General features: G+C 62.6%; 21 protein-coding genes and 2 pseudogenes. 13 read left to right on the top strand and 10 right to left on the bottom strand.

Annotated features, from left to right (window positions below; all coding sequences use genetic code 11):
* Positions 1-58 precede the first annotated feature (58 nt).
* The 3 genes from OKW39_RS02110 (at position 59) to OKW39_RS02100 (ending at position 2,289) form a co-directional block, all read left to right on the top strand.
* Positions 59-346, top strand: coding sequence for a hypothetical protein (locus tag OKW39_RS02110; protein WP_429361239.1), 288 nt, complete (start codon positions 59-61; stop codon positions 344-346).
* Positions 347-698: 352 nt separating this feature from the next.
* Complete coding sequence (locus OKW39_RS02105) at positions 699-1,070, top strand: glycoside hydrolase family protein (RefSeq protein WP_429563441.1); 372 nt, start codon at positions 699-701, stop codon at positions 1,068-1,070.
* Positions 1,071-1,836: 766 nt separating this feature from the next.
* Positions 1,837-2,289 (top strand): hypothetical protein, encoded by a 453-nt coding sequence (locus OKW39_RS02100; RefSeq protein ID WP_429561949.1) that lies wholly within the window; start codon positions 1,837-1,839, stop codon positions 2,287-2,289.
* Between the two features lie 143 nt (positions 2,290-2,432).
* Here OKW39_RS02100 and OKW39_RS02095 read toward each other — a convergent pair whose 3' ends face one another.
* Together OKW39_RS02095 and OKW39_RS02090 are read right to left on the bottom strand one after the other, a co-directional pair.
* Positions 2,433-3,530 (bottom strand): IS5 family transposase, encoded by a 1,098-nt coding sequence (locus OKW39_RS02095; RefSeq protein WP_429561948.1) that lies wholly within the window; start codon positions 3,528-3,530, stop codon positions 2,433-2,435.
* A gap of 429 nt (positions 3,531-3,959) precedes the next feature.
* The gene (locus OKW39_RS02090) at positions 3,960-5,207 is read right to left on the bottom strand and encodes an acyltransferase family protein (protein ID WP_429561947.1); all 1,248 of its coding nucleotides are present in this window, start codon (positions 5,205-5,207) and stop codon (positions 3,960-3,962) included.
* Between the two features lie 259 nt (positions 5,208-5,466).
* On the opposite strand from OKW39_RS02090, the gene OKW39_RS02085 reads away from it, so the two are divergent.
* Together OKW39_RS02085 and galU are read left to right on the top strand one after the other, a co-directional pair.
* Positions 5,467-5,610, top strand: a complete 144-nt coding sequence (locus OKW39_RS02085; RefSeq protein ID WP_008921966.1) for a hypothetical protein — start codon at positions 5,467-5,469, stop codon at positions 5,608-5,610.
* Between the two features lie 284 nt (positions 5,611-5,894).
* Positions 5,895-6,812 carry a UTP--glucose-1-phosphate uridylyltransferase GalU gene (gene galU / locus OKW39_RS02080; RefSeq protein ID WP_184066584.1) on the top strand — a complete coding sequence of 306 codons (918 nt, stop codon included), beginning with the start codon at positions 5,895-5,897 and terminating at the stop codon, positions 6,810-6,812.
* Positions 6,813-6,883: 71 nt separating this feature from the next.
* Here galU and OKW39_RS02075 read toward each other — a convergent pair whose 3' ends face one another.
* The 4 genes from OKW39_RS02075 to OKW39_RS02060 form a co-directional block, all read right to left on the bottom strand.
* Positions 6,884-9,058 (bottom strand): malate synthase G, encoded by a 2,175-nt coding sequence (locus OKW39_RS02075; protein ID WP_429561946.1) that lies wholly within the window; start codon positions 9,056-9,058, stop codon positions 6,884-6,886.
* Positions 9,059-9,138: 80 nt separating this feature from the next.
* On the bottom strand, positions 9,139-9,543 hold the full coding sequence (locus tag OKW39_RS02070; RefSeq protein WP_184003617.1) for a heme-binding protein: 405 nt from the start codon (positions 9,541-9,543) through the stop codon (positions 9,139-9,141).
* A 537-nt stretch (positions 9,544-10,080) separates the two neighbouring features.
* Positions 10,081-10,338 carry a hypothetical protein gene (locus OKW39_RS02065; RefSeq protein ID WP_143037170.1) on the bottom strand — a complete coding sequence of 86 codons (258 nt, stop codon included), beginning with the start codon at positions 10,336-10,338 and terminating at the stop codon, positions 10,081-10,083.
* A gap of 183 nt (positions 10,339-10,521) precedes the next feature.
* Positions 10,522-10,899, bottom strand: a complete 378-nt coding sequence (locus tag OKW39_RS02060) for a MarR family winged helix-turn-helix transcriptional regulator (RefSeq protein ID WP_429561945.1) — start codon at positions 10,897-10,899, stop codon at positions 10,522-10,524.
* Here OKW39_RS02060 and OKW39_RS02055 point away from each other — a divergent pair.
* Positions 10,898-11,299: a hypothetical protein gene (locus tag OKW39_RS02055; protein WP_429561944.1), complete on the top strand. Its 402-nt coding sequence runs from the start codon at positions 10,898-10,900 to the stop codon at positions 11,297-11,299. The genes OKW39_RS02060 and OKW39_RS02055 overlap by 2 nt on opposite strands.
* Before the next feature lie 123 nt (positions 11,300-11,422).
* Here the strand turns inward: OKW39_RS02055 and petA are convergent, their stop codons facing one another.
* The 3 genes from petA to OKW39_RS02040 form a co-directional block, all read right to left on the bottom strand.
* Positions 11,423-12,046 (bottom strand): ubiquinol-cytochrome c reductase iron-sulfur subunit, encoded by a 624-nt coding sequence (gene petA, locus OKW39_RS02050; protein ID WP_090805769.1) that lies wholly within the window; start codon positions 12,044-12,046, stop codon positions 11,423-11,425.
* Between the two features lie 134 nt (positions 12,047-12,180).
* Positions 12,181-12,612, bottom strand: coding sequence for a carboxypeptidase regulatory-like domain-containing protein (locus OKW39_RS02045; protein ID WP_090804862.1), 432 nt, complete (start codon positions 12,610-12,612; stop codon positions 12,181-12,183).
* 81 nt (positions 12,613-12,693) lie between these two features.
* Positions 12,694-14,151: a trypsin-like peptidase domain-containing protein gene (locus tag OKW39_RS02040; protein ID WP_429561943.1), complete on the bottom strand. Its 1,458-nt coding sequence runs from the start codon at positions 14,149-14,151 to the stop codon at positions 12,694-12,696.
* Positions 14,152-14,386: 235 nt separating this feature from the next.
* Between OKW39_RS02040 and OKW39_RS02035 the strand changes: the two genes are divergently transcribed.
* Complete coding sequence (locus tag OKW39_RS02035; protein WP_429336467.1) at positions 14,387-15,268, top strand: MOSC domain-containing protein; 882 nt, start codon at positions 14,387-14,389, stop codon at positions 15,266-15,268.
* Between the two features lie 74 nt (positions 15,269-15,342).
* Here the strand turns inward: OKW39_RS02035 and OKW39_RS02030 are convergent.
* A pseudogene (locus tag OKW39_RS02030) lies at positions 15,343-15,519 on the bottom strand (SAM-dependent methyltransferase); the annotation flags it as partial.
* 594 nt (positions 15,520-16,113) lie between these two features.
* On the opposite strand from OKW39_RS02030, the pseudogene nirB reads away from it, so the two are divergent.
* The 6 genes and pseudogenes from nirB (at position 16,114) to OKW39_RS02000 (ending at position 25,600) form a co-directional block, all read left to right on the top strand.
* Positions 16,114-18,655, top strand: a pseudogene (gene nirB / locus OKW39_RS02025) (nitrite reductase large subunit NirB).
* A 39-nt stretch (positions 18,656-18,694) separates the two neighbouring features.
* Positions 18,695-19,060 carry a nitrite reductase small subunit NirD gene (gene nirD / locus OKW39_RS02020; RefSeq protein ID WP_429336469.1) on the top strand — a complete coding sequence of 122 codons (366 nt, stop codon included), beginning with the start codon at positions 18,695-18,697 and terminating at the stop codon, positions 19,058-19,060.
* 50 nt (positions 19,061-19,110) lie between these two features.
* Positions 19,111-23,295: a molybdopterin-dependent oxidoreductase gene (locus OKW39_RS02015; protein ID WP_429561942.1), complete on the top strand. Its 4,185-nt coding sequence runs from the start codon at positions 19,111-19,113 to the stop codon at positions 23,293-23,295.
* Between the two features lie 170 nt (positions 23,296-23,465).
* A complete protein-coding gene (locus OKW39_RS02010; RefSeq protein WP_187610065.1) occupies positions 23,466-24,833 on the top strand; it encodes an MFS transporter in 1,368 nt (455 codons plus the stop codon).
* The gene (locus OKW39_RS02005; protein ID WP_429561941.1) at positions 24,820-25,251 is read left to right on the top strand and encodes an SRPBCC family protein; all 432 of its coding nucleotides are present in this window, start codon (positions 24,820-24,822) and stop codon (positions 25,249-25,251) included. Before OKW39_RS02010 ends, OKW39_RS02005 begins: the two co-directional genes overlap by 14 nt.
* Positions 25,235-25,600 (top strand): ArsR/SmtB family transcription factor, encoded by a 366-nt coding sequence (locus OKW39_RS02000; RefSeq protein WP_429336472.1) that lies wholly within the window; start codon positions 25,235-25,237, stop codon positions 25,598-25,600. The genes OKW39_RS02005 and OKW39_RS02000 overlap by 17 nt, the downstream gene beginning before the upstream one ends.
* Positions 25,601-25,711 lie beyond the last annotated feature (111 nt).

The following is a 25,711-nucleotide window of genomic DNA, read 5'->3' as shown; positions in this document are numbered from 1 at the left end:
TGGAGTTGTTGGGCTACCACGCTAACAGGCGACTACAGGGAGATGGAATGGGCGACGGATGATTTTAGGAGGCTTTGCCTGTGTCAATCAAACGGCGCGCGGCGAGTGGCGGTCGAAATCGAGACTTCGGCATGCGCGCGAAGCGCCTCAGCCACAAGTTGCCCGCATCAAGCTGGCACGCAGGATTATCCGCGAGCCGCAGCGCGCCGCTGCAATGGATGCAATAGCGCTGATCACGCAGAACACCGGTACACCGGCCGAACCGCGACCGGCATCGATCCCTGACGGTAAAGTTGGCTCAACGCCGCCCTTTTTGTTGAACCGCGATTGCGGAAATATGCATTGAAAATAAGATACGCGGAATCATCGTAAATATTTGTCAAAAAATCTCAATCTCAAATTAAAGGTGTTGACCGTAACTGCTTTGGATGATTAATTCGTCGGGTGTGTTCTGGAAAATCAGCAGAGGTCAAATGGAACAACAGAATCAGAAAAGTGCCATGGACGAGAAAGAGTGCCCTGGGAGCAGCACTAACAGATACAAACCCGAGTTCACTTGTAATTCTCCAGTCAGACAGGATCGGCAAGCCGTGGAATGTTTCCCAAGCTGGAGTTCAGTTCACTGCGCAGTGGGAGGCCTTTCGGTCGCATTTGTACGATAAGGATGGAGGTGGCGGCGGCGGAAATGCCACGATCGGATACGGACATCTGGTCCATATCGGACCAATATCCGGTGCACCTTCCGAAGCGCTTTACAGAAATGGAATTACCGAACCGCAGGCGCTGAAACTGCTTCTCATGATCTACGCGAAGCCGAGAGAATTGTAAATAGCAGAATTTTTGTTCCGTTGTTTCAGTACGAGTACGATGCGGTTGTTGATTTCATCTTCAATCATAGAAGTGGAAATAACGAGTTTTTCGCGCTCGTTAATACCGGTCATTACGATCAAGCGCCGTCGAAATTTCAGCAATACACAGCGGCGTATGGCAAACACCCACTGGGGTTGGTCAGGCGCCGTCGTGCTGAGGGTCGACTGTTTGCTACGGGGAATTATGATGCGACTCACTAAGATAACGGTTGCAGTGATCCTATCATGCGGCACGTCGGCCGCCTTTGCAGACGCGATTTGCGAGGCATCCGCGAAAACGCGCGATGACTATCTGGCGTGTACAAATGCCGACACGAAGGGCATGCTAAGTGACGCTGAAAAACTCTATCGAAATCTCCACGCCAACGCTAAGGGCGAAGCGCTCGCGGAACTCGCGAAAAATCACAAGCTGTGGGAAAAAAAATTGCAATCCGATTGCAAGTTATTTGGGATGGCATTCAACGACTGGAAAGGCGGTTATATGCCTGATACAGACTTCCAGGTGGCGGCCTGCAGGCAGGATGCTGCAAAACAGAGGCTCGAATTTTATGAATGGTTGTCTTGTCCGGACGATATGGAATCGTCGGAGCATCCGGAATGCTTAACGGTTAAAACGATTCTTGGACGCAAGAAATAAATCGAAATTGAGTTGAGTCCGATCTGTAACGAGAGGGAACTGCGCGTGGATGTGCGACAAGCTGTTGAACTGCGTACGCACGCTCGTTGAGGACGTGCCGCTTGCAGAAGGGAAAACGCGTTCATTTCCGGTGAAGGATCATCCGAATTTGATCGTCGTGGCTTGGCGTGCAAGGGATGGGCGATGAGTGATCCGATCAATAAGGATCTGCGATTGCTTTTCCAGTGCTGCCCACGGAAGCACGATTTTCTGGACGCTTAACCCCAACTATCTGAAAGCGACAGGCGCCAAAGCATACCGATGAGAATCACTACGATACTGGTGGCCGCTATGGCCGCCCTATCTGGCAGCGCACATGCGGCTCAGTCTTACGACAGCTACGAAGCCTTGTACGTTGCCCAAGCGGGGGCAGTGTTTGGCGACCCGATCAAACAAAACGGTGACCCGACCGATCAAAACGCCGGCGTGGTCTATTCCTACCCAGGCGAGCCAGGCACTTTTATGAAACTGCAAGCCAAACTGGAACGGAAAACGCTAAACATTGAGCTCTGGAAGGATCGCCTGGCAGTCGACGGCAAATCCTATCGCTTTGCGCACGCTACGACATTCCCCGGAGAGCATGTGCCGGAAATCTTTCCGCAATCAGCCAACGTATTCATTGCAGCGCGAACCGATACGCATCCGCCCTTACTCTGCGTGGAAGGGCACGGCAACGGTTCGGGCGAAGCCGGAAGTCGGTACCGGCAGATCTCGCTGCTGGTCAACCCTCTAGCAGGTTGCTGAAATATACTCCGGCGGAAGCAGCCTTTCTGCGCCTATGCAGCTCCTGCCGCAAGTTTTAGCGTATTGTGCAATTTCAACGCGAATTCAACGTTTTTTTGGCGGTTTGAGGCCGATTTCCGGCTTCATTACCGCCTCTTGGGCCACTACGGGCGGATTTGTGCCAGCGATCGCATGCGCACGAGGTTGTAGGCGGCCATGTTCAACACGAACATCTGGTCCACTTTCTTCAAGCCGCGCACCATCACCTGGCGCATGCGCCCCACGATCTTGGCCCACCCGAAGCCTTGTTCGATCAACTTGCGCTTTTGCTGCGAGATGGCGTAGCCCACGCTCGAGGCAATCGTATCGGGCACTGCCGAACGCCGCCCCGAGGTGTTTTGCGCAACGTGTGGCGTGACCTTCATCTGCTGGCATGCCTCGATGAATTCCTGAGCGTCGTAACCCTTGTCTGCGCCCAACGTGATCTCTGCGTTCGCATCTTCTGCTGCTTGCCGCGCGTCGTTGATCATGACCTTGGCCGCTTCGCGCTCGGCATGCCCGTCAGCGCGCGTCACGCACGCGTTGACCACCAAGCCATGTCGATTGTCGGTCAGCGTGTGGCCCATGTAACGCAATTCGCTGGCCGTATTGCCTTTGCGATACAGCCGTGCATCGGGATCGGTCTTGGACTCATGTGTCTCGTTGCTGCGCTTCTCCCCTTTGAAGTCGCCCGCGCTGCCGCCGTCGCTGTCCTGATCGTCACTGTCCTTGGGCACGAAGCTCTTGTGCCCCGCCCACGCCTGGATCAGCGTGCCGTCCACGCTGAAGTGCTCGCCCGAGAGCAGGCACTTCTTCTCGGCGATCGCCACCACTTCGTTGAAGAATTCGATCACCGCATCATGCTTGACCAGACGTTCGCGGTTCTTCGTGAAGACCGTGGGCACCCAGACCTCGTCATCCATGGCCAAGCCGATGAACCAGCGAAACAGCAGGTTGTATTGCACCTGCTCCATCAGTTGGCGCTCCGAGCGGATGCTGTAGAGCACCTGGATCAGCATGGCTCGCAGCAACTTCTCCGGCGCGATGCTCGGCCGCCCACCCTTGATGTCGGCCTCGTACATCCCGGCAAACAACCGATCCATCTTCGCCAGGGCTTCGTTCGCCATCACGCGGATCGAACGCAACGGATGCGACTTCGGAACGAACTCGTCCAGCTTGCGCATGGAAAACAAACTCTCGGTGAACGTATCGGCGCCGCGCATGATCTCCAGGGGGCAAGTAGGGGCCTTCCATCAACGCTTCAGAGGCCTTCCGCGATGACATTACCACCGGTACTTCAGCAGCCTGCTAGCGCGCAAGCCGACGTTTCTTCATCTGCCGAGTTTACTTTCGTCATGTCGGGCCGTCGTGGCGACGAAGGAAGGGAAGCTTGCCTTTCCGAATAACACTTACGTATTCGACGATGCACAGGCATCCCGCGTTGGCCTGTTAGTGTCGTACTACACGTTTAAGAATCAGCGATTTGTCCCGGTCCCGGCTCTAAAGCAACTCCGGCTCAAATTTACGCATCCAGAGATACCGTTTCAATTTTCCCTTCAGGACGAGCACCAGGTATCGACGTTGCTATTCAACGAGATCAAATGATGGTGAAGCACCCGAACGCGCGGGATTGATCCAATGTCAACGTTCTATCAGCGCCCTTTAGGCTTAAAACTCGCCGACCACTTCATCGCAGGCAACTCAACGAGCCGATAAAACACATAGGCAAACGGCACCGCGACCAGCATATAGCCGAACGACGGCCAGATCGACATCTGCAGCGACGAACGAAACAGCCACGCCGACAGCAGTACGAAGATCGGCAGATGGATCAGATACAGCGAGAAGCTGAAGTCGCCGACGCGCGACAGCAGGCGCGCTACTGCATCCGACCCGGCACGAAGCAGCGCGCGCACGCCGCCCGTTTCACGCCGGGGGGCATGACGTCCATCGAGCGCCTTGTACAGATAGCACGCGAAGCCGAGAGCCCATATCTGGAACGCGCCGTACTGGCCGAAGTGAAACGCGACGCAGCCTGCCGCGATCAATACCGCCGCGAGCACGTACAGCGATGCCGGCGCACGCGCCGCTCGCACGCTGCGCGCTTTGGCGTCGGCGATCCACGCACCGAGCGTCCAGGAGAACCAGTACGACGTGAAGAACTGCACATCGTGGCGCTCCAACCCGTACGCGGACGCAACGTTGATCGCGCCGACGAGCGCGAGCACGGCGTTCATGCCGATGCGCCGCCGCAGCGCGAACAGCAGCGGATAGATCGCATAGAACTGCACTTCGAGCGACAACGTCCACAGCGCGCCGTTCGAGCCATACGTTTTACCCGCCACACCCTGCAGCGAAAACAGGTTGACCAGAAACGGATGCCAGCCGATGTCGCGAATCTTGTGACTGACGGGCGGCAATTGCAGGCTCAACGAATCGAGCGCGAAGGTCAGTACGAGCGCCGCAAGCAGCACCGGGTAGATGCGCGCGAAGCGCCGCAGCCAGAAGTTGCCTGCATCGAGCCGGTAAGCGGGATTGCCCGCGAGCCGCAGCGCGCCGCCGCGATGGATGCAGTAGCCACTGATGACGAAGAACATCGGCACACCGGCCGAGCCCCATGCGATCGGAAACGTCAGATACGCGGCGAGACTACTGGGACTCAATGAATGTCCGACGCTCTGATGAAACGCCTGCATGCCGACCCACACGATCTGGCGGCAATGAAAGTAGGCGACCAGCAGCGCGGCGAAACCTCGCATCGCGTCGATCGCGTGCTCCTTGCTGGCGCTATCGACACGCGCGTCGCTGCGCGCATGCGCCGCGGCCGGGTTTTTCTCCGGGCGCGGCAGCGGGGAGAGGGGCAGGGATGAGCCGGCGGCATCCAGTGCTGGGTCGCTCATACGCGGTCCTTATCTGAAGCGGAAAAAAGAAAAAATTGACGCGGAACAGGGCTTCGAGCGGGCATCTTGCGCACCCGCGACGCATCCATGCTAGAGCACCGCAATCCTGAAAAATGATTAAAAAATTCCATTTCGCATTGAATCCGACATCGATTTTGTGACGAATTGTAATTGCGCGCCGACGTATGGGGTATCGAATTATTTATCGCTTTTGTCGTGCTAATTTAAAGCAAGGATTTTCTCACCCCGAGGTGAAGTCATGAACCTGCATTTACTGGCCGGCGTGGCCGTCCTGCTGATCCTGGTGGCCGCCTCCGCCTACCGCGATGCCTTGCGCAACGAGCCGATCCGTCGTTACCGGATGAACCCAGGCAAGCTGCCACCGGTCGACGAACAGGAATGACGTGCTGCCGAAGCCGGTCATCGGGTCGCCAGGCGACCCGTGCCAGGGGTCGTCCGAAAGGTAAGACTTTCGGATTTGCTCGATCACCAACTGGCAATAGATACGTAATAATTTCCTCAATTTTTCACAATATCGAATTGAGATTAATGCCTGAATTATCCGAATTAAATCGGAGAAAAACGCTTGCGTGAACCTCGCAGTTTTTCTGCTAGTCTTGCGCCGGCATTGATTGGCCGCCAGGTCCGCGAACACACCAATTTCTAACCGATGTGGGAATGCCTACCATGCTGAAAGTCACCAAAGCCGTGTTTCCCGTAGCGGGCCTCGGGACACGATTCCTGCCGGCTACCAAAGCAAGTCCGAAGGAAATGCTGCCGATCGTCGACAAGCCGCTGATCCAGTACGCGGTCGAAGAAGCGATCGACGCCGGCATCACCGAGATGATCTTCGTGACGGGCCGCAGCAAGCGCGCGATCGAAGATCACTTCGATAAATCCTATGAGATCGAGTCCGAACTCGAAGCGCGCAACAAGCAGAAGCTGCTCGACCTCGTGCGCAGCATCAAGCCGGCCAACGTCGACTGCTTTTACGTGCGCCAGGCCGAAGCACTCGGTCTCGGCCATGCGGTGCTGTGCGCCGAAAAACTGGTGGGCGACAGCCCGTTCGCGGTGATTCTCGCCGACGACCTGCTGCATAGCGCGAAGCCCGTGATGAGTCAGCTCGTCGATACCTTCAACCACTATCACAGCTCGGTGATCGGCGTCGAAACGATCGCGCGCGAGGACAGCCGCTCGTACGGCGTCGTCGACGGCCGCGAGTGGGAAGACAACGTGATCAAGCTGTCGGGCATCGTCGAGAAGCCAGCGCCGGACGAGGCGCCGTCGAATCTCGGCGTGGTGGGCCGCTACGTGCTGATGCCGACGATCTTCAAGCATATCCGCGCGCTGAAGCCGGGCGCGGGCGGCGAGCTGCAACTGACCGACGCGGTGCAGTCGTTGCTGACCGAGGAGCAGGTGCTAGCGTATCGCTACTTCGGCACGCGCTTCGATTGCGGCAGCAAGCTCGGCTATCTGAAGGCGACCGTCGAATTCGCACTGCGCCATCCCGAGGTGAAGGCTGAATTCGAGGCGTATCTGCAAGCCTTTATGAAGAACGAAGCGTCGGGTGGCGAGGCGGCGCAATTGACGGCAGAAGCCGCGTGAAGTGACACGACCTGGAAGGAAAAACGGGCGCCGCATTGCACGGCGCCCGTCGTCGTTTCGGCCGGACGGCTTCAACCCTGCTTCTTCACCTCGAGCCGGAACTTGTGCAGCAACGGCTCGGTATATCCGCTCGGCTGCTGGCGCCCCTCGAAGACGAGCGCCTGCGCGGCCTCGAACGCGATCGTGTCGAAGCCGGGCGCCATCGGCTGGTAGAGCGGATCACCGGCGTTTTGCGCGTCCACCACCTTGGCCATGCGCTTGAACGTCTCCTCGACGAGCTCGCGCTTGATCACACCGTGATACAGCCAGTTGGCGATGTGCTGGCTCGAAATACGCAGCGTCGCGCGGTCTTCCATCAGGCCGACGTTGTGAATGTCCGGCACTTTCGAGCAGCCGACGCCCTGGTCGATCCAGCGCACCACATAGCCGAGAATGCCCTGCGCGTTGTTGTCGACTTCGGCGCGGATTTCGTCGTCGCTCCATTGCGCCTTTTCGACGACCGGAATCGTCAGCAGGCCGTCGAGCAGTTCGTCGCGCACCGTCGCATAGTCGGTGCGTTCGAGTTCCTGCTGGACCGCCTGCACGTCGACCTGGTGATAGTGCAGCGCGTGCAGCGTCGCCGCGGTCGGCGAGGGCACCCACGCGGTGTTCGCGCCGGCCTTCGGATGGCCGATCTTCTGCTCTAGCATCGCGTGCATCAGGTCGGGCATCGCCCACATGCCCTTGCCGATCTGCGAGCGGCCGCGCAGGCCCGCGCTCAAACCGACCAGCACGTTGCTGCGCTCGTACGACGTGATCCACTTGCTCGACTTCATGTCGCCCTTGCGCATCATCGGGCCCGCTTCCATCGCCGAGTGCATCTCGTCGCCGGTGCGATCGAGGAAGCCCGTGTTGATGAACGCGACGCGCGCCGACGCTTCGGCGATACAGGCGAGCAGGTTCACGCTGGTGCGGCGCTCCTCGTCCATGATGCCCATCTTGATCGTGTTGCGCGGCAGCTTCAGCAGGTCTTCGACGCGCGCGAACAGTTCGCTCGCGAACGCGACTTCGGCCGGTCCGTGCATCTTCGGCTTCACGATATAGATCGAGCCGGTGCGCGAGTTCAGCTTGTTCTGGCGGTCGCGCAGCGCGCACAGCGTCGTGATCACCGCGTCGAGAATGCCTTCCGGAATCTCGTGGCCGTCTTTCGTCAATACGGCCGGGTTCGTCATCAGATGGCCGACGTTGCGGATGAACAGCAGCGAGCGGCCATGCAGCTTGACCTGCGACTTGCCGTCGGCGCCGATGTATTCGCGATCGGCATTGAGCCGGCGCGTGAAGGTCTTGCCGTTCTTCGTGACCTGTTCGGTCAGGTCGCCGTTCATGAGGCCGAGCCAGTTGCGATAGAGCTGCACCTTGTCGTCGGTATCGACGGCCGCGACCGAGTCTTCGCAATCGATGATCGTGGTGACCGCCGCTTCGACGACGATGTCCTTGACATGGGCGGCATCGGTCTTGCCGATCGAATCGTTCGCATCGATCTGGATCTCGACGTGCAGGCCGTTGTGCTTGAGCAGCACCGCCGATGGCGTGCTCGCGTCGCCCTGATAGCCGAGCAACTGCGCAGGTGTCTTCAGCGCCGTGGTGCCGCTCTTCAGCGCGACGACCAGCCGGCCGTTCTCGACGCTATAGCGCGTTGCGTCCGCGTGCGAGCCGTTCGCGAGCGGCGCAGCCTGATCGAGGAACTTGCGCGCGTACGCGATCACGGCTGCGCCGCGCACCGGGTTGAAGCCCTTCTGCTTTTCCGCGCCGTCCGTTTCGGGGATCGCGTCGGTGCCGTACAGCGCGTCGTACAGGCTACCCCAGCGCGCGTTTGCGGCGTTCAGCGCGTAGCGCTGGTTCGACAGCGGCACGACGAGCTGCGGGCCGGCCTGTCCGGAGATTTCGCTGTCCACGTGGTCGGTCGTGGCCTGGACGCGGGCGGGCACGGGCACGATGTAGCCGATGCCTTCGAGAAACGCACGATACGCGCGCAGATCCCGCACCGGGCCGGGATTGGCCCGATGCCAGTTGTCGAGTTCGCTTTGCAGGCGGTCGCGCTCGGCGAGCAACGCCCGATTTTTGGGCGCCAGCTCGTGCACGAGGGCGTCGAATCCCGACCAGAAGGCGGCGCTGTCGATTCCGGTGCCGGGCAGGGCTTCGGATTCAACGAACTGGTCGAGGTTGGCGGCGACCTGCAGTCCGCCGCGCGGGTTCATCTGAGTCATCGACTGCTCCATCTGTTATGGGACCGACGAGGGGGCATCGGTCCGCGTTGTGTCTCGGGAGTGCTTTGGCGCTCGGCGCGTTACACGCCGAGCGCCTGAATGCCGGCTTTCGCGATCTGCGCATCCTGCTCCGACTTGACGCCCGACACGCCGACCGCGCCGACCACGTGGCCGTCGACGATCACCGGCACCCCGCCTTCGAGCGTGCCCTGCAGCGGTGCGCTGAGGAACGCGGTGCGGCCGTTGTTGATCATGTCTTCATAGACCTTGGTTTCGCGCCGGCCGAGCGCCGCGGTGCGCGCTTTTTCGGTCGCGATATACGAGGTGGAGGGCGCCGCGCCGTCGAGACGCAGCACCGCGAGCGGATGGCCGCCGTCGTCCGCGACGACGATCGCGACAGGCCATTTGTTCTTCTCGGCTTCCGCACGGGCGGCATCGACAATGCGGGTCGTCTCGGCGACGGTCAACACGGGTTTGCTCAGCATAATGAATTTCCTGTCTCGGTGATGGGAAGGTGGCTTCTACAGCTTCTTTCGGTAACCGGCGATGCGGCGCTTCACGAGATCCTCGGGGCTCCGTTGCAAGCTTCTTGCGGCTCTCCGGCGCGCGCCTGATTCGACGATTTTACTTCCGCGCGAGGCAGCGCGAAACGGCGGCCTCGCCAGGCGGCTCTGCCCGTGCGCTCGACAGTGCCGCCGCAACGCCACGCGCCGGGCGGTCCACAAGCGCGGCCTGGTTCAGAAATAACGAGGTAGACCAGCCGATGAGCAGGTTTTCGAAGCATTCATTGCGGCCAGACAATGGTCGCGCCGCGAGCCGTAGCGGGGGCGACGGCTTCGGTTCATCGTCGGATGACAGCGGCAAGCGAACTAGGCCCGGTTCACGCTTTCACGAGTGAGCCAGACCCGCGCATGGGCGACGCGAACACCGCTTAGCCGCCCGCGAACCAGTCGAAACCAGTGGAAGGCAGCCGAAACTGGCTGATACGCCCGAAGAAACGTTCGATCTGCGTTCGACCTCTATCAGGTCGGTTTCCCGCACTCGCCGACAATGAGGCCAACCGGGGCAGCAGCATTGACTATGATCGCGCTGTCAGTCCGGACCACACGATGACGGCTCGGCGGTGCGACCCAGTCAGCGATCGGGGCGCGTTGATGAATGGCGATCGCGGAGAAATCCTTGCACCCGGTTTTCGGGGCGACGTCCGAGGTCGGGTGCGCGATGGCAAGCTGGGCGAAGCCCAAACATATTCCAGCGCATAGTGCAGGCAGCGTACGCATGGTGTGTCCTCCTTGTGCGAGAGAACCAGTAGAGTGCCAGTCAACTGTCTGTCAGCTTCGATCAGTGGGGCTCTGCAGCGATCAACTTGCTCCGCGTCGGCAGTGGCGGATCGATCGTTGGCTCGTTGAAGGCACGACAGGCCTGGTACGCTTTCAATCTATGCAGTGGCGATTAAAGCAGGCTTAAAGGCTTTCCCCGTGCCGGCACGATGATGATCGCCCGTTCTCTCCACCGTGCGGGACGCCTTGTGGCAGGTGCCTGCTATCCATACGCTGAAGGCCCGGCAAACGAAGAAGGTGGACCTGCACGAGTCGCCGGTCGGAAGCGTCGGGGCGACGCTCGACGAGCCCGGCGGCTTCGCAGCGGGACACGAGCGCCGCGGTGCCGTTGGGCGCGGCCTGCAACCGTTCAGCCAGTTCGCCGATACTGGCCCAGGAGCGCTCGGAAAATCCCCTGACGTGAAGGAGCATCTGATATTGCAGAGGCGTGACTCCTTCCGCGTGAGTAATTTCTTCCGAATACCGCAGGAACCTGCGTAACTGGTAACGGAATGCCGACATGGCTTATCGCAACTTCATCGTCGTGAAGCAATCCGATGCGGCGTTCGAAGTGATCAGCGAACTCCGGCAGCGCCGCGCGGTGATGGCGGTGGTTGTCGTCGATGCCGCTGTCGATGGCGCGTTCGACGTGTCCGGCGTGATTGCGAAGGAGCATATTGCGCACGCCGTCGCCCGCAGTATCGATATTTGCCAGCCCCGGGCTCGCGGCAGGACCGCCACGTCGACGCAATCCGTGCGCGTCAACGACGCTTCGTATGCCGTGCACGGCAGGGGTCTCAAGGTGGGCGATCGGATTGCTGAGGACTTGATGCCGCCGGATTCATCGGGTCACTGGGCCGGGATGAGGTTGTCGAGCGGCTCGCTTCGCGCATCAATTGGTGATCTCGACCTCGGTAGGTGATAGGCGAGCCGCGCGACACCGCGCGCTCGACCGGCCGCCACGGATCGATGTAGCGGTAGCGAGGCGGGCTGGTATTGCGCGACCGTAGCAGGAACTTCCCGCGTCCTCGACCGTATGCCGCGGCTATGCCTCCTCGCCTTTTTCATCCTGTCCGATAACGACGCTCGTCGACGACGCAAACATGTAACGCGGCACATCCAGATTCTGGGGCGCGGGTTTGTCTTTGAACACTCGACCGGCCAGGTCGTAAGTCGAGCCGTGACAAGGGCACAGAAAGCCCCCGGGCCAATCGTCGGGCAGACTGGGTTGCGGCCCGGGCTGGAAGCGGGGCAGCGGGGTGCAGCCGAGATGGGTGCACACGCCGATCACAACGAGTATGTTGCGATGATCCGGGCGCGACCGGTATTCGTTGTTGCAATAGGCCGGCAGCGGTATCGAGAACGGATGCTCGGTATGCGGGTCGGCGACCATCGGGTCGGCCTTGAGCACGGCCGCCAGCATCTCGTTGGTTCTGTTGACGATGAAAATCGGCTTGCCGCGCCACGCCACGGTCATCATGCTGCCAGGCTCGAGTCTGCTGATGTCGGCGCTGACCGGCGCCCCGGCTGCCCTCGCACTCGCTGGCGGCGCAAACGAGTCGACAAAAGGAACGACGACCGCCACGCCTCCTATGGCGCCGACGGCCGATGTGGCGATGAGCCATCTGCGGCGGGTTTCGTCGAGAGGCTCGCTGGAACCGTTTTTCATGGCAAGCTCCGAGTCGGTTCGGTTGCCCATCGCGACTTTTCACGAGTACCGGTTACGAATGCACCGCCGCGGTCGTCACGCGCCGGAAAGCCGGCGAATCGGATCGCGTGCGGCCAGAAACGCGAAACGCCGGTCTACATCGACCACAGGAACACTTCATGCACATGCGACGACGGAGCGATATTCACGTCCCTGCGCTCCGTCTTGCCGTTATATGTGGCGCTTACGCTATACCGGCCGTGAGGCAGCGACGCCAACAGGAAAGGACCCTTTGCGGTGGTCTGCAATATCGTATTGCCGTGCATGTCGGATAGCGTCACCGGGATATTCGCAAGGTACTCGTTGCCGCTAGCCGCCTTGCCCGCAAACTCGAGCGTGAGCGGATACCTTGGCATGACCTCCTTGATAGCGGTGGATTGGCCAAGGCCGATCCCGCCGCTCAGGAACGTAACCTCACCCTCGTGCTGTACCGCGGGTAAAGGCTGAGTTGCCGCGAACGCGTATTGGACGCTTGCACTCAGTGCGAGTGCCGTCAAGCCAACTTTGACGATTGCGTGCTGGTTCATTTCGAGCTCCTCGTAAAGTGTGGCGATGAGGTACGCGCCGCCACTGCGCTGCCAGGGTCTATTTGCATATATAAACAGACCCTAGCCCATGTCGATGGTGACGAACATGCGCTGTCCGTCGCGTTGGACCAATAGCGCGACCGCGTTACCGCTGTTCGCCGCTTTCCGCCGGAACTGGGCGGGACTTGATACATGAGTGCTGTCGACCATCAGGATGATGTCTCCCGGTTCGATGCCGGCGAGCGCGCCGGCCCCCGTGCTTTTTTCGACCAGGACACCACCTTCGACACCTGCGTCGTGTCGCTCCTGTGCGGTCAAACCACGCACGGTCAACCCATCGGGCGCTGCGACCTGCGCAATGGCCGGGGTCTCGGCAGGAGTGGCATTCAGACTGCCAAGCGCGACTGTCGTATCGTGCGTGGCGTTGTCGCGCCAGTACACGAGATGGACGGATGTGCCCGGTTTGAGATCGGCTACTGTGACGGGCAACCGGGTCGAATCTGGAATATCAACGCCATTGATCTTCATGATGACGTCGCCTGGTCTGAGACCGGACCTGGCAGCCGGTCCTCGCGGGTCGACCGAGCTGACGAGCGCCCCTTGCGGCCTGTTCAGACCGAAAGATTGCGCAAGCGGCCAGCTGACATCCTGAATCGTGATGCCGAGGCGTCCGTGTTCCGCCTCGTGGTGCAGTTGCAACTGTCGGGCAACTTTCATCGCTTCATCGATCGGCAGCACGAACGCGGCTCCTTCAACGTCGCCGATCTCTTTCGTGATAGGCATTTCGATCCCAATGACGTTGCCGTTCAGACCGAACACCGGGCTGCCTGCATCGCCCGCATTTTCGGTCACGTCAGTCTGGATAAGCGGTACGTACGACTCGCCTGGCAAAGCCCGCGACATGTTGCTGATGATGCCTGCCGTCACCGTGTCGTTCAGTCCATAAGGGGAGCCGATCGAGACGACCCACTGACCGGCCTTGTTCGCGGACGGTGAGCCAATTTTGACTGTCGGCAGTTTGGTGGCGGGAATCTTGAGCAGCGCGATACCGCTCGCTGGGTCGTCGCCGACCACCTTGGCCTTGAACTTGCGACCGTCCTTTAGCGTCACGCTGATTCGGGTTGCTTTCGTTATCAGGCTGGAGTCGGTGAGAATGTATCCATCGGCGGAGATGATGAATCCTGAGCCGCTGCGTTGCGAAGCCAGGCCTGCCGCGCCAGGAGGGGCGTAGGCGAACTGCTGGAACTGCTGGGTAAAAGGATCGTCTTCGCTGCCGGCCGGCGGCCAGAGGGGAGTGACGGTGGCGACGGGTTGAGCCGCTGTCACGCTGATATTGACGACTGCTTTGCCTTCTTCGCTGACGAGGCGCGAGAAGTCCGTCACTATAGCGGGCGCCGTGTCGTGGCCTGGAAGCCTAGCAGCCGGCACATTCGCGCCAGAGCTTACGTTGTTCGGAGGGGATTGCGCCATGCAGCCCGCGGACACCGCCACGGTCAGACATTCCACGATCAGGAAGTACTTGAGGTTGTCGCGTCGCATCACATGCCCCCCGACACGAGGGTTGAGTCGGTTGAGTCGGAGTAACGCGTCTGTCCGATGCGTTCTCCATGCTGCTGTGATTCGACTCTAGGTCGCCACTTTTAAAACAAGCTTAAAAAAGCCCGATGAGAGGGTCCGGCTCGCACGTCCCCGTCAACGCTAATTTCGGTACTATACGGATCTACCTTCAGTCCCCGATTTTCGCCGGAACTGCGCTCCCGACGCGCGTGCAACCATGCCTACCATCAACGAACTATTCGTCTATCCGATCAAATCCTGCGCGGGCATCGCGCTCACCGAGGCGCGGCTGTTGGCGACGGGCCTCGAATACGACCGCAACTGGATGATCGTCGATCCCGAAGGCGCGATGTTCACGCAGCGCGCGTATCCGCGCATGGCGCTGATCAAGGTCGAACTCGGCGCAGAGGATCTGATCGTCAGCGCGCCGGGCATGCGTGAGCTGCGCACGCCGCTCGATGCCGCGCGGCTCGCCGCGGCACCCAGGGTCGCTACCGCGGTGTGGCGCGACGCGGCCTACGGGCTCGACACCGGCGCAGAAACGGCGGTCTGGTTCACGGAGTTCCTCGGTCTGCCCGCGCGCTTGCTGCGCTTCGATCCCGAGCGGGAACGCGTCGTCGATCCGGACTATACGGACAGCACGGGGGGCGCCACGACCTTTTTTGCCGATGGCTTTCCGCTGCTGGTGGTCGGCCAGGCCTCGCTCGACGATCTGAACGCGCGCCTGAACGGCAAAGGCGCACCGTCGATCGGAATCGATCGCTTCAGGCCCAATATCGTGCTCAGCGGCCTCGATGCCTATGAAGAGGACTATGTCGAGACACTCGCCGTCGGCGCGAATGCGGACTCGAGCGCGCGCGTCGAGTTACGGCTCGTCAAGCTGTGCACGCGCTGTCCGATGCCGACCATCGATCAGGCGCGCGGCGCGCCCGATCCCGACTGGCCGAACGAGCCGACCGACACGATGCTCGGTTACCGAGTCAGCGAGCGCTTCGACGGCGCGGTCACGTTCGGCAACAACGCGCTGGTCGCGAGCGGGGCGGGGGCCTGGCTGCGCGTCGGGCAGCAGGTCGACGCGGAGCTCGGGTTCGGCGATTGATGGGATGAAAGGCGGGCGAGGCCCGCTTCGAGCGCCGATCAGGCTGCCCGCGCCATGGCCGACGCGGGTAGTGTTTGTCCATCTCGAATCACGCGCGCCTGCGGCGCGAGCGTCACGATGTCGGGATTCGCGAGGTGGTCGAGCAGCACGACGTCGGCGGCCGCGAGCGCCTTGACGGCCTTCAGCGTCAGCAAGTCGAGGTCGCCCGGGCCGGCGCTCAGCAGCGTGACCTTGCCGGTGTTGGTGTTCATGTCGGTGTCCTTATGCCGTTGGTTTCCGTAGGCCCGAAACGAAAACGGCGCCCGCCCGTGAAGATCACGAGGGGACGCCGTTGTCCATTGCATTGCCTGTCGACGGTTGAGTCTGCGCGTCGCGACGACGTTGCCGCGATGACGTTGCGCAAGAGCAATGCAAGGACCACGCCATCGATCCGATCAAGGCGCGCAAGCCGTTGCCACACATTGCGATTCACGCGGAAAACATGACGGCGATCGCACGCCCGTGCGCCTTCGTTTCGCACGTCGACAGTGCTGCGTCGCACCATCCCTGTGCCTCGCCGCCTCAAAACGCGTCGCGCGCGGGCTCCGGTCCGAAGCCGCGCGACTTGCTGCAAATCCCCGCCACACCGCGCTTTCGGGCGCATTTATCGAAATTGGCACAGCCCTTGCAATAAGCGTTGTCATCGGACCAACGTGGGTTCGTCGCGCTTGCAGCACAACTGCACGCGCCCCGCAGCACCCAACAGGACAACGGCGTCCCCCGAATTCGGCCCCTCGGCTGGATTCGCGGGACGCCGTTTTTATTTCCGCAATCGCTTTCGCCAGACACCAGAGGACAGCGCGCTCATGAAAATCATCGTTATCGGTCACGGGATGGTCGGCCACAAACTGGTCGAATGCCTGGCGCAACGGGCCGCGCACGATCTCGACATCACGGTGCTGGGCGAAGAATCGCGACCGGCCTACGATCGCGTGCATCTGTCCGAGTTCTTCTCGGGCAAGACCGCCGATGACCTGTCGCTCGTCGAGCCGGGCTTCTTCGAGCGCCACGGCGTGCAACTGAAGCTGAACGCGCGTGCGGTCGCGGTCGATCGCGACGCGCGCACGGTGACGGTCGCGACCGGCGAAACGCTGCCGTACGACCGCCTCGTGTTCGCGACCGGCTCCTATCCGTTCGTGCCGCCGGTGCCGGGCCGCGAGCGCGGCGACTGCTTCGTCTATCGAACGATCGACGATCTCGAAGCGATGCGCGAATGCGGCGCCCGCTCGAAAACGGGCACGGTCGTGGGCGGTGGCCTGCTCGGTCTCGAATGCGCGAAGGCGCTGCGCGACATGGGTCTGCAAACGCACGTGGTCGAATTCGCGCCGCGCCTGATGGCGGTGCAGGTCGACGACGGCGGCGGCAGGGTATTGCGCGGCCGGATCGAAGAGCTTGGCGTCACGGTGCACACGCAGAAGAACACGACGGCGATCGTCGACGGCGAAGCGGGCACGCACCGCATGCAGTTCGCCGATGGCAGCCATCTCGACACCGACATGATCGTGTTCTCCGCCGGCATCCGTCCGCGCGACGATCTCGCGCGCGCATGCGGCCTCCAACTCGGCGCGCGCGGCGGCATCGCCATCGACGATGCGTGCCGGACCAGCGATCCGCACATCTATGCGATCGGCGAATGCGCGCTGTGGCACGGCCAGCTGTTCGGGCTCGTCGCGCCCGGCTACGAGATGGCGCGCGTGGTCGCGAAGCACTTGCTCGGCGACCCGGCCGAATTCGCGGGCGCCGACACGAGCACGAAGCTCAAGCTGATGGGCGTCGACGTCGCCAGCATCGGCGACGCGCACGGCAATACGCCGGGCAGCCGCACCTACCAGTTCAGCGACGAACGCAAGCAGATCTACAAGAAGCTCGTCGTGTCCGATTGCGGCAAGCATCTGCTCGGCGGCGTGATGGTTGGCGACGCGAGCGAATACGGCACGCTGCTGCAGATGATGCTGAACCGCATCGAGCTGCCAGCGTCCCCCGAATTCCTGATCCTGCCGCAAGCGGACGGCAGCGCGAAGCCGGCGCTCGGCGTCGAGGCGTTGCCCGCGGCCGCGCAGATCTGCTCGTGCAACAACGTGTCGAAGGGCGAACTGTGCGCAGCCGTGTGCGCGGGCGCGACCGACATCGGCGCGTTGAAGAGCGCGACCGGCGCGGGCACCTCGTGCGGCGGCTGCGTGCCGCTCGTCACGCAGGTGATGAAGGCCGAGATGAAGAAGCAGGGCCTCGCGGTGAACAACCACGTCTGCGAGCACTTCCCGTATTCGCGCCAGGAGCTGTATCACCTCGTGCGCGTCGAGGGAGTGCGCAGTTTCGGCGCGCTGCTCGCCAAGCATGGCCGCGGACTCGGTTGCGACATCTGCAAGCCGGCGGTCGCGAGCATTCTCGCGTCGTGCTGGAACGAATTCGTGCTGAAGAAGGAGCACGCGTCGCTGCAGGACACCAACGACTACTACCTCGCGAACATCCAGCGCGACGGCACCTATTCGGTCGTGCCGCGCATGCCGGGCGGCGAAGTGACGCCCGACGGCCTGATCGCGGTCGCGCAGGTCGCGAAGAAATATGGCCTCTACACGAAGATCACCGGCGGCCAGCGTGTCGATCTGTTCGGCGCGCGCGTCGAGCAATTGCCGTCGATCTGGGAAGAGCTGATCGCGGCCGGCTTCGAATCGGGTCACGCGTACGGCAAATCGCTGCGTACGGTGAAGTCGTGCGGTCGGCTCGACGTGGTGCCGCTATGGCGTCGGCGATTCGGTCGGTCTCGCGGTCGAACTCGAGAATCGCTACAAGGGCCTGCGCACGCCGCACAAGATCAAGTTCGGCGTGTCGGGATGCACCCGCGAATGCGCGGAAGCGCAGGGCAAGGACGTCGGCGTGATCGCGACCGAGAAGGGCTGGAATCTGTACGTGTGCGGCAACGGCGGCATGAAGCCGCGGCACGCGGAACTGCTCGCCGCGGACCTCGATAAGGCGACGCTCGTGCGCTATATCGACCGCTTCCTGATGTTCTACGTGCGCACCGCCGACCGACTGCAACGCACCAGCGTGTGGCGCGACAACCTCGAAGGCGGCCTCGACTATCTGATCGACGTGATCGTCAACGATCGCCTTGGCGTCGCCAACGAGCTCGAAGTGGAGATGCAGCATGTGGTCGACACGTACGAGTGCGAATGGAAAAAGGCCGTCACCGATCCCGAAACGCGCAAGCGCTTCCGCCATTTCGTCAACAGCGGCGAGTCCGATAGCAACGTCGCGTTCGTCGAGGAGCGCGGACAGATCCGGCCGGCAACGCCCGCTGAGCGGCAGGTGCAGCGCATCGAGATTCCCGTTGTCGTCGAGACGGTTTGACCTCATCCGATTCCCGCTTAACTCAAAAGGAGCCCAGTCATGAAGAACGAACGCTTGCCCCGCGCCTGGACCGCGATCTGCGCACTCGACGACATCGTGCCGAACACCGGCGTTTGCGCGCTCGTCAATGGCGAACAGGTGGCCGTGTTTCACGTCGATCGCGGCCAAGTCGAGTCGCCGGCCGAGCCCACGGTCTACGCGATCGAAAACTTCGATCCGGGTTCGCACGCGGCGGTGCTGTCGCGCGGACTCGTCGGCAGCCTCGGCGAGCGCATCGTCGTCGCGTCGCCGATCTACAAGCATCACTTCGATCTGCGCACCGGCGAATGCCTCGAAACGCCGTCGTATTCGGTCAGCGCATTTGCCACGCGCGTCGAAAACGGCCAGGTGTGGGTCGCGGTTTGAGGTAGCGGCCTTTGTCCATCGTTCCGATGTTTCAACCCGATCATTCGCGCATGTCTGCTACCAGCGTAAAGAGCGTGTGTCCGTATTGCGGCGTCGGCTGCGGCATGGTGCTGCACGTCGAGGACGGCCAGGTCGTGAAGATCGCTGGCGACAAGGAGCATCCGGCCAACTTTGGCCGGCTCTGCACCAAAGGGCAGTCGGCCCACGTCGCGCTGCGCAAGTCGGGTCGTCTCGAAGGCGCGTTCGTGCGTCGTGCGCGCGACGAAGACCCGGTGCCGCTGCCGATGGCGCAGGCGCTGAGCGATACCGCCGCGCGTCTGCGGCGCGTGCTCGACGAGCATGGTCCCGATGCGCTGTCGTTTTACGTGTCGGGGCAGATGTCGCTCGAAGCGCAGTATCTGGTCAACAAGCTCGCAAAGGGCTTTATCGGCACGAACAATATCGAGGCGAATTCGCGCCTGTGCATGGCGAGCGCGGCGAGCGGCTACAAACTGTCGCTCGGCGCGGACGGTCCGCCCGGCTCGTACGAAGACTTCGATCACGCGGATCTGTTTTTCGTCAGCGGCGCGAATATGGCCGACTGCCACCCGATCCTGTTCCTGCGCATGATGGATCGCGTGAAGGCGGGCGCGAAGCTGATCGTCGTCGATCCGCGCCGCAACACGACCGCCGGGAAAGCCGATCTGTTCCTGCAGATCAAACCCGGCACCGACCTCGCGCTGCTGAACGGTCTGCTGCATCTGCTGCACGAAAACGGCGCAACGGATGCGGCTTTTATCGCCGAACACACCGAAGGCTGGGACGCGATGCCCGCGTTTCTGGCCGGGTACACGCCGGAGAACGTCGCCCGCATCACGGGCCTCGCCGCCGACGACATCCGTCGCGCCGCGCAGATGATCGGGTCGGCCAAAGACTGGATGAGTTGCTGGACGATGGGCCTGAACCAGAGCACGCACGGCACGTGGCACACCAACGCGCTGTGCAATCTGCATCTGGCGACGGGCCGCATCTGCCGGCGCGGCAGTGGGCCGTTCTCGCTGACGGGCCAACCGAACGCGATGGGCGGCCGCGAAATGGGCTATATGGGCCCTGCTCTGCCGGGGCAGCGTTCGGCGCTGGTCGCCGCAGATCGCGCGTTCGTCGAAGCACTGTGGGGCATCGCACCGGGCACGCTCAAAGCGGACGCAGGCACCGGCACGATCGACATGTTCGCGCGCATGGCCGCGGGCGACATCAAGGCGTGCTGGATCATCTGCACGAATCCGGTCGCGACCGTCGCGAACCGGCAGACCGCGATCGCCGGTTTGCGCGCGGCCGAACTCGTGATCGCGCAGGACGCGTTCCTCGATACCGAAACGAACCGCTACGCCGACGTGCTGCTGCCCGGCGCGTTGTGGGCCGAAGCCGAAGGCGTGATGGTCAACTCGGAGCGCAATCTGACGCTGATGCAGCAAGCCATCGAACCGCCCGGCGCGGCGCTGCCCGACTGGCAGATCATCGCGCGCATCGCGTGTGAAATGGGCTTTGCCGATGCGTTCAGCTATGCGAGCGCCGACGAAGTGTTCGCCGAACTCACGCGCGCGGCGAACCCCGCGACCGGCTACGACCTGCGTGGCGCGAGCCATCGCCGCTTGAAGGACTCGCCACTGCAGTGGCCGATCGCGTCGGCCGATTCGTCCGAGCGCAATCCGCTTCGCTATCTGAATGACGGCGTGAGCCAGACACTCAGGGAGTCGGAAGATGGCGGCCACCCGCGCATTGCTTTTCCGACCGCGAGCGGCAGGGCGAAGTTTTTCGCGCGTGCGTATCAGCCTGCGGCCGAGTTGCCCGATCGCGAGTTTCCGATCGTGTTGAACACGGGCCGTCTGCAGCATCAGTGGCACACGATGACCAAGACCGGCAAGGTCGCGATGCTGAACAAGCTGAACCCGGGACCCTTCGTCGAAATTCATCCGGACGACGCGGCCGAACTCGGGATTCGCACGAAGGACGCGGTCGAGATCCGTTCGCGGCGCGGCCGCGCGGTCCTGCCCGCCGTCGTCACCGATCGTGTGAGCGCGGGTCAGTGCTTCGCGCCGATGCACTGGAACGACGTGTTCGGCGACGAACTGTGCATCAATGCGGTGACCAACGACGCGGTCGATCCGGTTTCTCTGCAGCCCGAACTGAAAGTCTGCGCGGTCGCGCTGAGTCCGGTGACGGCGGATCGCGACGCGAGCACTCGCAATGACGACGATGCGCTCTCTACCGCCGCCGACGCAGCGGTTTTAGCGCCCAGCGCCAAGGATCAACCCATGCCTCGTATCGAAGCCCTCACGACTTTGCTGCAACTGCCGCCCGAGCCCGCGCCCATGCCGTCGCTCAGCGATGCGGAGCGCGCGTATCTGGCGGGTTTCGTCAGTGGCCTGCGTTCGGCCGAAGCGCAAGGTCTCGTCAACGTGCCGGTGCTGCCGCACAGCGCACCGTTCGATGCGGTGAAGCGGCTCTATGTCGATGGTCTGCTTGCGGGACTGTACAGCCGCAGCGCGACGACGGCCCAGACGTCAACCGCTGCCTTGCGGCCGAATCTCGCACAGGAAGAGCCACGCGAATCCGGCGTGCGCATCGTGCGCGTGCGGCCGAAGGTCACGCTCTTGTGGGCCTCGCAAACCGGCAACACCGAGTCGCTGACCGAGCGTTACGCGACGCGTCTGATGGAATCGGGCTTCGAAATCCGCACCGCGTGCATGGCCGACTATTCGTTCGCGACGCTCGCGAAGGCGCAATACGTGCTGCTGATGACGAGCACGTTCGGCGACGGCGATGCGCCCGACAACGCGCAGGACTTCTGGACGCAACTGAACGCCGCCACGGCGCCGCGCCTCGACGGCGTGCGTTTCGCGGTGCTCGCGCTTGGCGATCGCAACTACGATCAGTTCTGCGGTCACGGCCGCCGTCTGGACGAGCGGCTCGCCGCGCAGGGTGCGCTGCGTCTGAGCGAGCGCGTCGATTGCGATATTGAATATCAGCAGGGCGCCGATGCATGGCTCGAACGCGTGATCGTCTGCATCAAGCAGGCGGATGCCGCGCTGTACGCGGTGCCGCCGGGCGGCATGATCAACGCGGTGGTGGGCGCGGTGCCGACCAGGGCGCGGCCGGCCGCGTCGCGCGTCGTCGGCAATCTGCGCCTGAACCGGCAGGGCGCCGCAAAGGATACCCGCTACGTGTCGCTGCAAACGGGCGAGACGAACCTCGAATACGAAGCGGGCGATGCGCTCGGCGTGTGGCCGAGCAACTGCCCCGAACTCGTCGACGAACTGATCACGCTGAGCGGTTTGTACGCGGAGGCATCGGTGCACGTCGCGGGTATCGGCGACATGCGGCTCGCCGATGCGCTCGGCAAGCACTACGAGATCGCGCGGCCGAGCGCCGAGGCGCTCGCGTTCGTCGCGGCGCGCAGCGGCAACGGCGCGCTGGGCGATCTGCTCGCGCCCGAACGCAAGGCGGATCTGAAGCAATGGCTATGGGGACAGCAGCTCGCCGACGTATTGCACGAGTTTCCGGTGAGCCTCTCGGCCGCCGAGCTGACCGGCATGCTGAAGCGTCTGCAGCCGCGTCTGTATTCGATCGCATCGAGCCCGAAGGCGCATCCGGGCGAAGTGCATCTGACGGTATCGGCGGTGCGTTACAGCAACGGGCGGCGGCACCGCAAGGGCGTGTCGTCGACGTTTCTCGCGGATCGCGCAAGCGACACCGACGTGCCCGTGTTCGTGCAGAAGTCCGCGCACTTTCGTCCTCCTCATCAATCGGACACGCCGATGATCATGGTCGGGCCGGGCACCGGCATCGCGCCGTTTCGCGGCTTTCTGCACGAACGGCAGGCACGAGGCGAGCGCGGACGCAACTGGCTGTTCTTCGGCGAACAGCATGCCGCGACCGACTTCTACTATCGCGACGAACTCGAAGCGATGCGCGCGAGCGGTCTGCTGACCCGGCTCGACGTCGCGTTCTCGCGTGACCAGGCCGACAAGATCTATGTGCAGGACCACATGCGCGAACACGGTGCGCAACTGTGGGCATGGCTCGAAGACGGTGCGCACTTCTATGTATGCGGCGACGCGAACCGGATGGCGCGCGATGTCGATGCGGCGCTGAAGGACGTCATCACGACTCACGGTGGCATGAGCGAAGAGAAAGCACTCGAATACGTGAGCCGTCTGACGCGCGAAAAGCGTTATGCACGCGACGTGTATTGAGCCGCCGATGCGTTTCAGAAGATGTCTTTAAAAAGGCCTCTTAACAGACAGCCCGATGGTATGACGCTTGCGTGTCGAGTCCCAGTGAAAACTCCGGGCGACATGCCGGCGCAAAACACAAGTAACGCAGCAACTGGACTACCCGTCATTTTATTTACTGAGGATCTCTGATGAAAAACGTGATGCACTCCCTGCGAAGCGGTGATTGGCGCGCACTGGTCGCCTGCTTTCTGTATTTCGACACGGGCTTCACCGTCTGGGTGCTGTATGGGCCGCTCGCGCCGTTCATCAGCAAGAGCATCGCGATGACGCCCGCGCAGCAGGGTCTGCTCGTCGCGGTGCCGGTGTTGTCCGCGGCGATTCTGCGCGTGACGCTCGGCAATCTGTATCAGTCCGCGCACGGCAAACGCATTGCGTTGATGGGCGTGCTGCTGTCGGCGGTGCCGACGATCGTGCTGCCGTTGCTGCAATCGGTGCCGTCGTACGAAATGCTGCTGGTGCTCGGCGTGTTCCTTGGCGTCGGCGGCGCCAGCTTCGCGGTCGCGCTGCCGATGGCCGGCAGTAACTATCCGCCGAAAGTGCAGGGCCTCGTCTTGGGACTGGCCGCGGCCGGCAACATCGGCGCGGTGCTCGACGGCTTTCTGTTCCCGCAACTGGCGACGCGCTACGGTTGGCAACTCGCCGCGGGCGGCGCCTTGCCGCTGCTCGCGATCGCCGCGATCACGCTGTACTTCTGGGCCAACGACGCGGGCGTCAAAACCGGCAGCGTGCTGCGCGCCTTCGGCAGTTTCGCGACGACGCTGGTCGGCCTGATCGCGCTCGTGCTGCTCGTCGAAGCGGGGCTATTCGGCGCGGGCAAGACCGGCGTGCTGCTGCTGCCGGTGATCGGTGCGCTGCTGGCGATCGCGGTGCTGCCGCAACGCTACCGCTCGGTGCTCGCCGAGCGCGATACGTGGGTCATCATGCTCGTCTATAGCATCACGTTCGGCGGTTTCGTCGGTATGTCCTCGTATGTGTCGCTGCTGCTGACCAACCTGTATCAACTGTCGAAAATCGACGCGGGCCTGTTCATGGCGCTGCTCGCCGCGACCGGCGCGATGGTGCGCCCGCTCGGCGGCCTGATTGCCGACCGCGTGTCGGGCGTGCGCGCGCTGACCGTGCTGCTGGCGATCATCGCTGTTTGCGATTTCCTGTTCGCGGCGGCGATGCCGTCGCTCGCGGGCGGCATTGCGTTGCTGCTGTGCCTCTATGTCGCGTTCGGACTCGGCAATGGCGCGACGTTCCAGCTCGTGCCGCATCGCTGGGCCGGCCGCACCGGGCTGATGTCCGGCATCGTCGGCGCGGCGGGCGGCATCGGCGGCTTCTATCTGCCGGTCGTGATGGGCATCGCGAAGGAGAGCACCGGCAGCTATCAAATGGGCTTCGCGACGTTCGGCACGCTGTCGGCTTGCGCGTTCCTTGCGATCGTCGCGCTGCGCCGGCCGTGGATGGCGTGGTCGATGCAAACCGGCGTCATGCACGCGCATGCGACGGAGTAAGGCGCCGCGCTCGCGCGTCTGGCGTGCGCTGTCCAACGCCAAGGAATTCGGCAAATGGTTCGGCGTGAATCTCACCGGCAAGCAGTTCGTCGCGGGGCAATCCACGCAGGGGCACATCACCTATCCAGGCTATGAGCATCTGCTGATGAACGTGCTGGTCGAGCGTGTCGAGCCCGAGCATCATCTGTCGTGGCGCTGGCATCCGGCCGCGATCGAGATCACGATCGACTACACGCCTGAGCCGACCACGCTCGTGGAATTCGATCTGAGCGACGTCGAGTCGGGCACGCTGCTGCGCGTCGTCGAATCGGGCTTCGACCAGTTGCCGGTCGGGCGGCGCGCGCAAGCGTTCCGGCTGAACGACGGCGGCTGGGAGCAGCAGATGGTCAACGTCGAGCGATATGTCGGCGCGAGCTAGGGCGGCCCCCGCGAGGGCGGGCCTCAAGGCGGCGACACTGCGCAGTTCGGCGGCGGTGTTCGCGGCGCTCGGTGACGAGACGCGTCTGCGGCTTGTCGCGGCGTTGTGCGCGGGCAGTGCGATGTCGATCGCGCAGCTGACGGCCGGCACCGACATCACGCGGCAGTCGGTCACGCAGCATCTGCAGGTGCTGGCCGACGCGGGCCTCGTGCACGACGTGAAGGTCGGACGCGAGCGCCTGTGGGCGTTCGAGCCCACGCATCTCGACGCGGCACGCCGCGCGCTCGACGCGATTTCGCGGCAGTGGGATCAGGCGCTGCTGAAGCTGAAGACGATGGTCGAAGAATGAAGGGCGGGCGTCCGTGGTGATTGCCCGAACCGAGCCGGCATGCGGATTGGCCGCCTGCCGGTAGGCTGTACGCGACGGCGGGTGCCGCATTTTTTACCGACTGCGAGCGGC

Origin of the sequence: Paraburkholderia sp. MM6662-R1, from assembly GCF_050436245.1 — a bacterium.
GTDB classification, from domain to species: Bacteria; Pseudomonadota; Gammaproteobacteria; order Burkholderiales; family Burkholderiaceae; genus Paraburkholderia; species Paraburkholderia tuberum.
The sequence above is the reverse complement of the archived record's forward strand: the minus strand, read 5'-3'. Positions and strand labels throughout refer to the sequence as shown.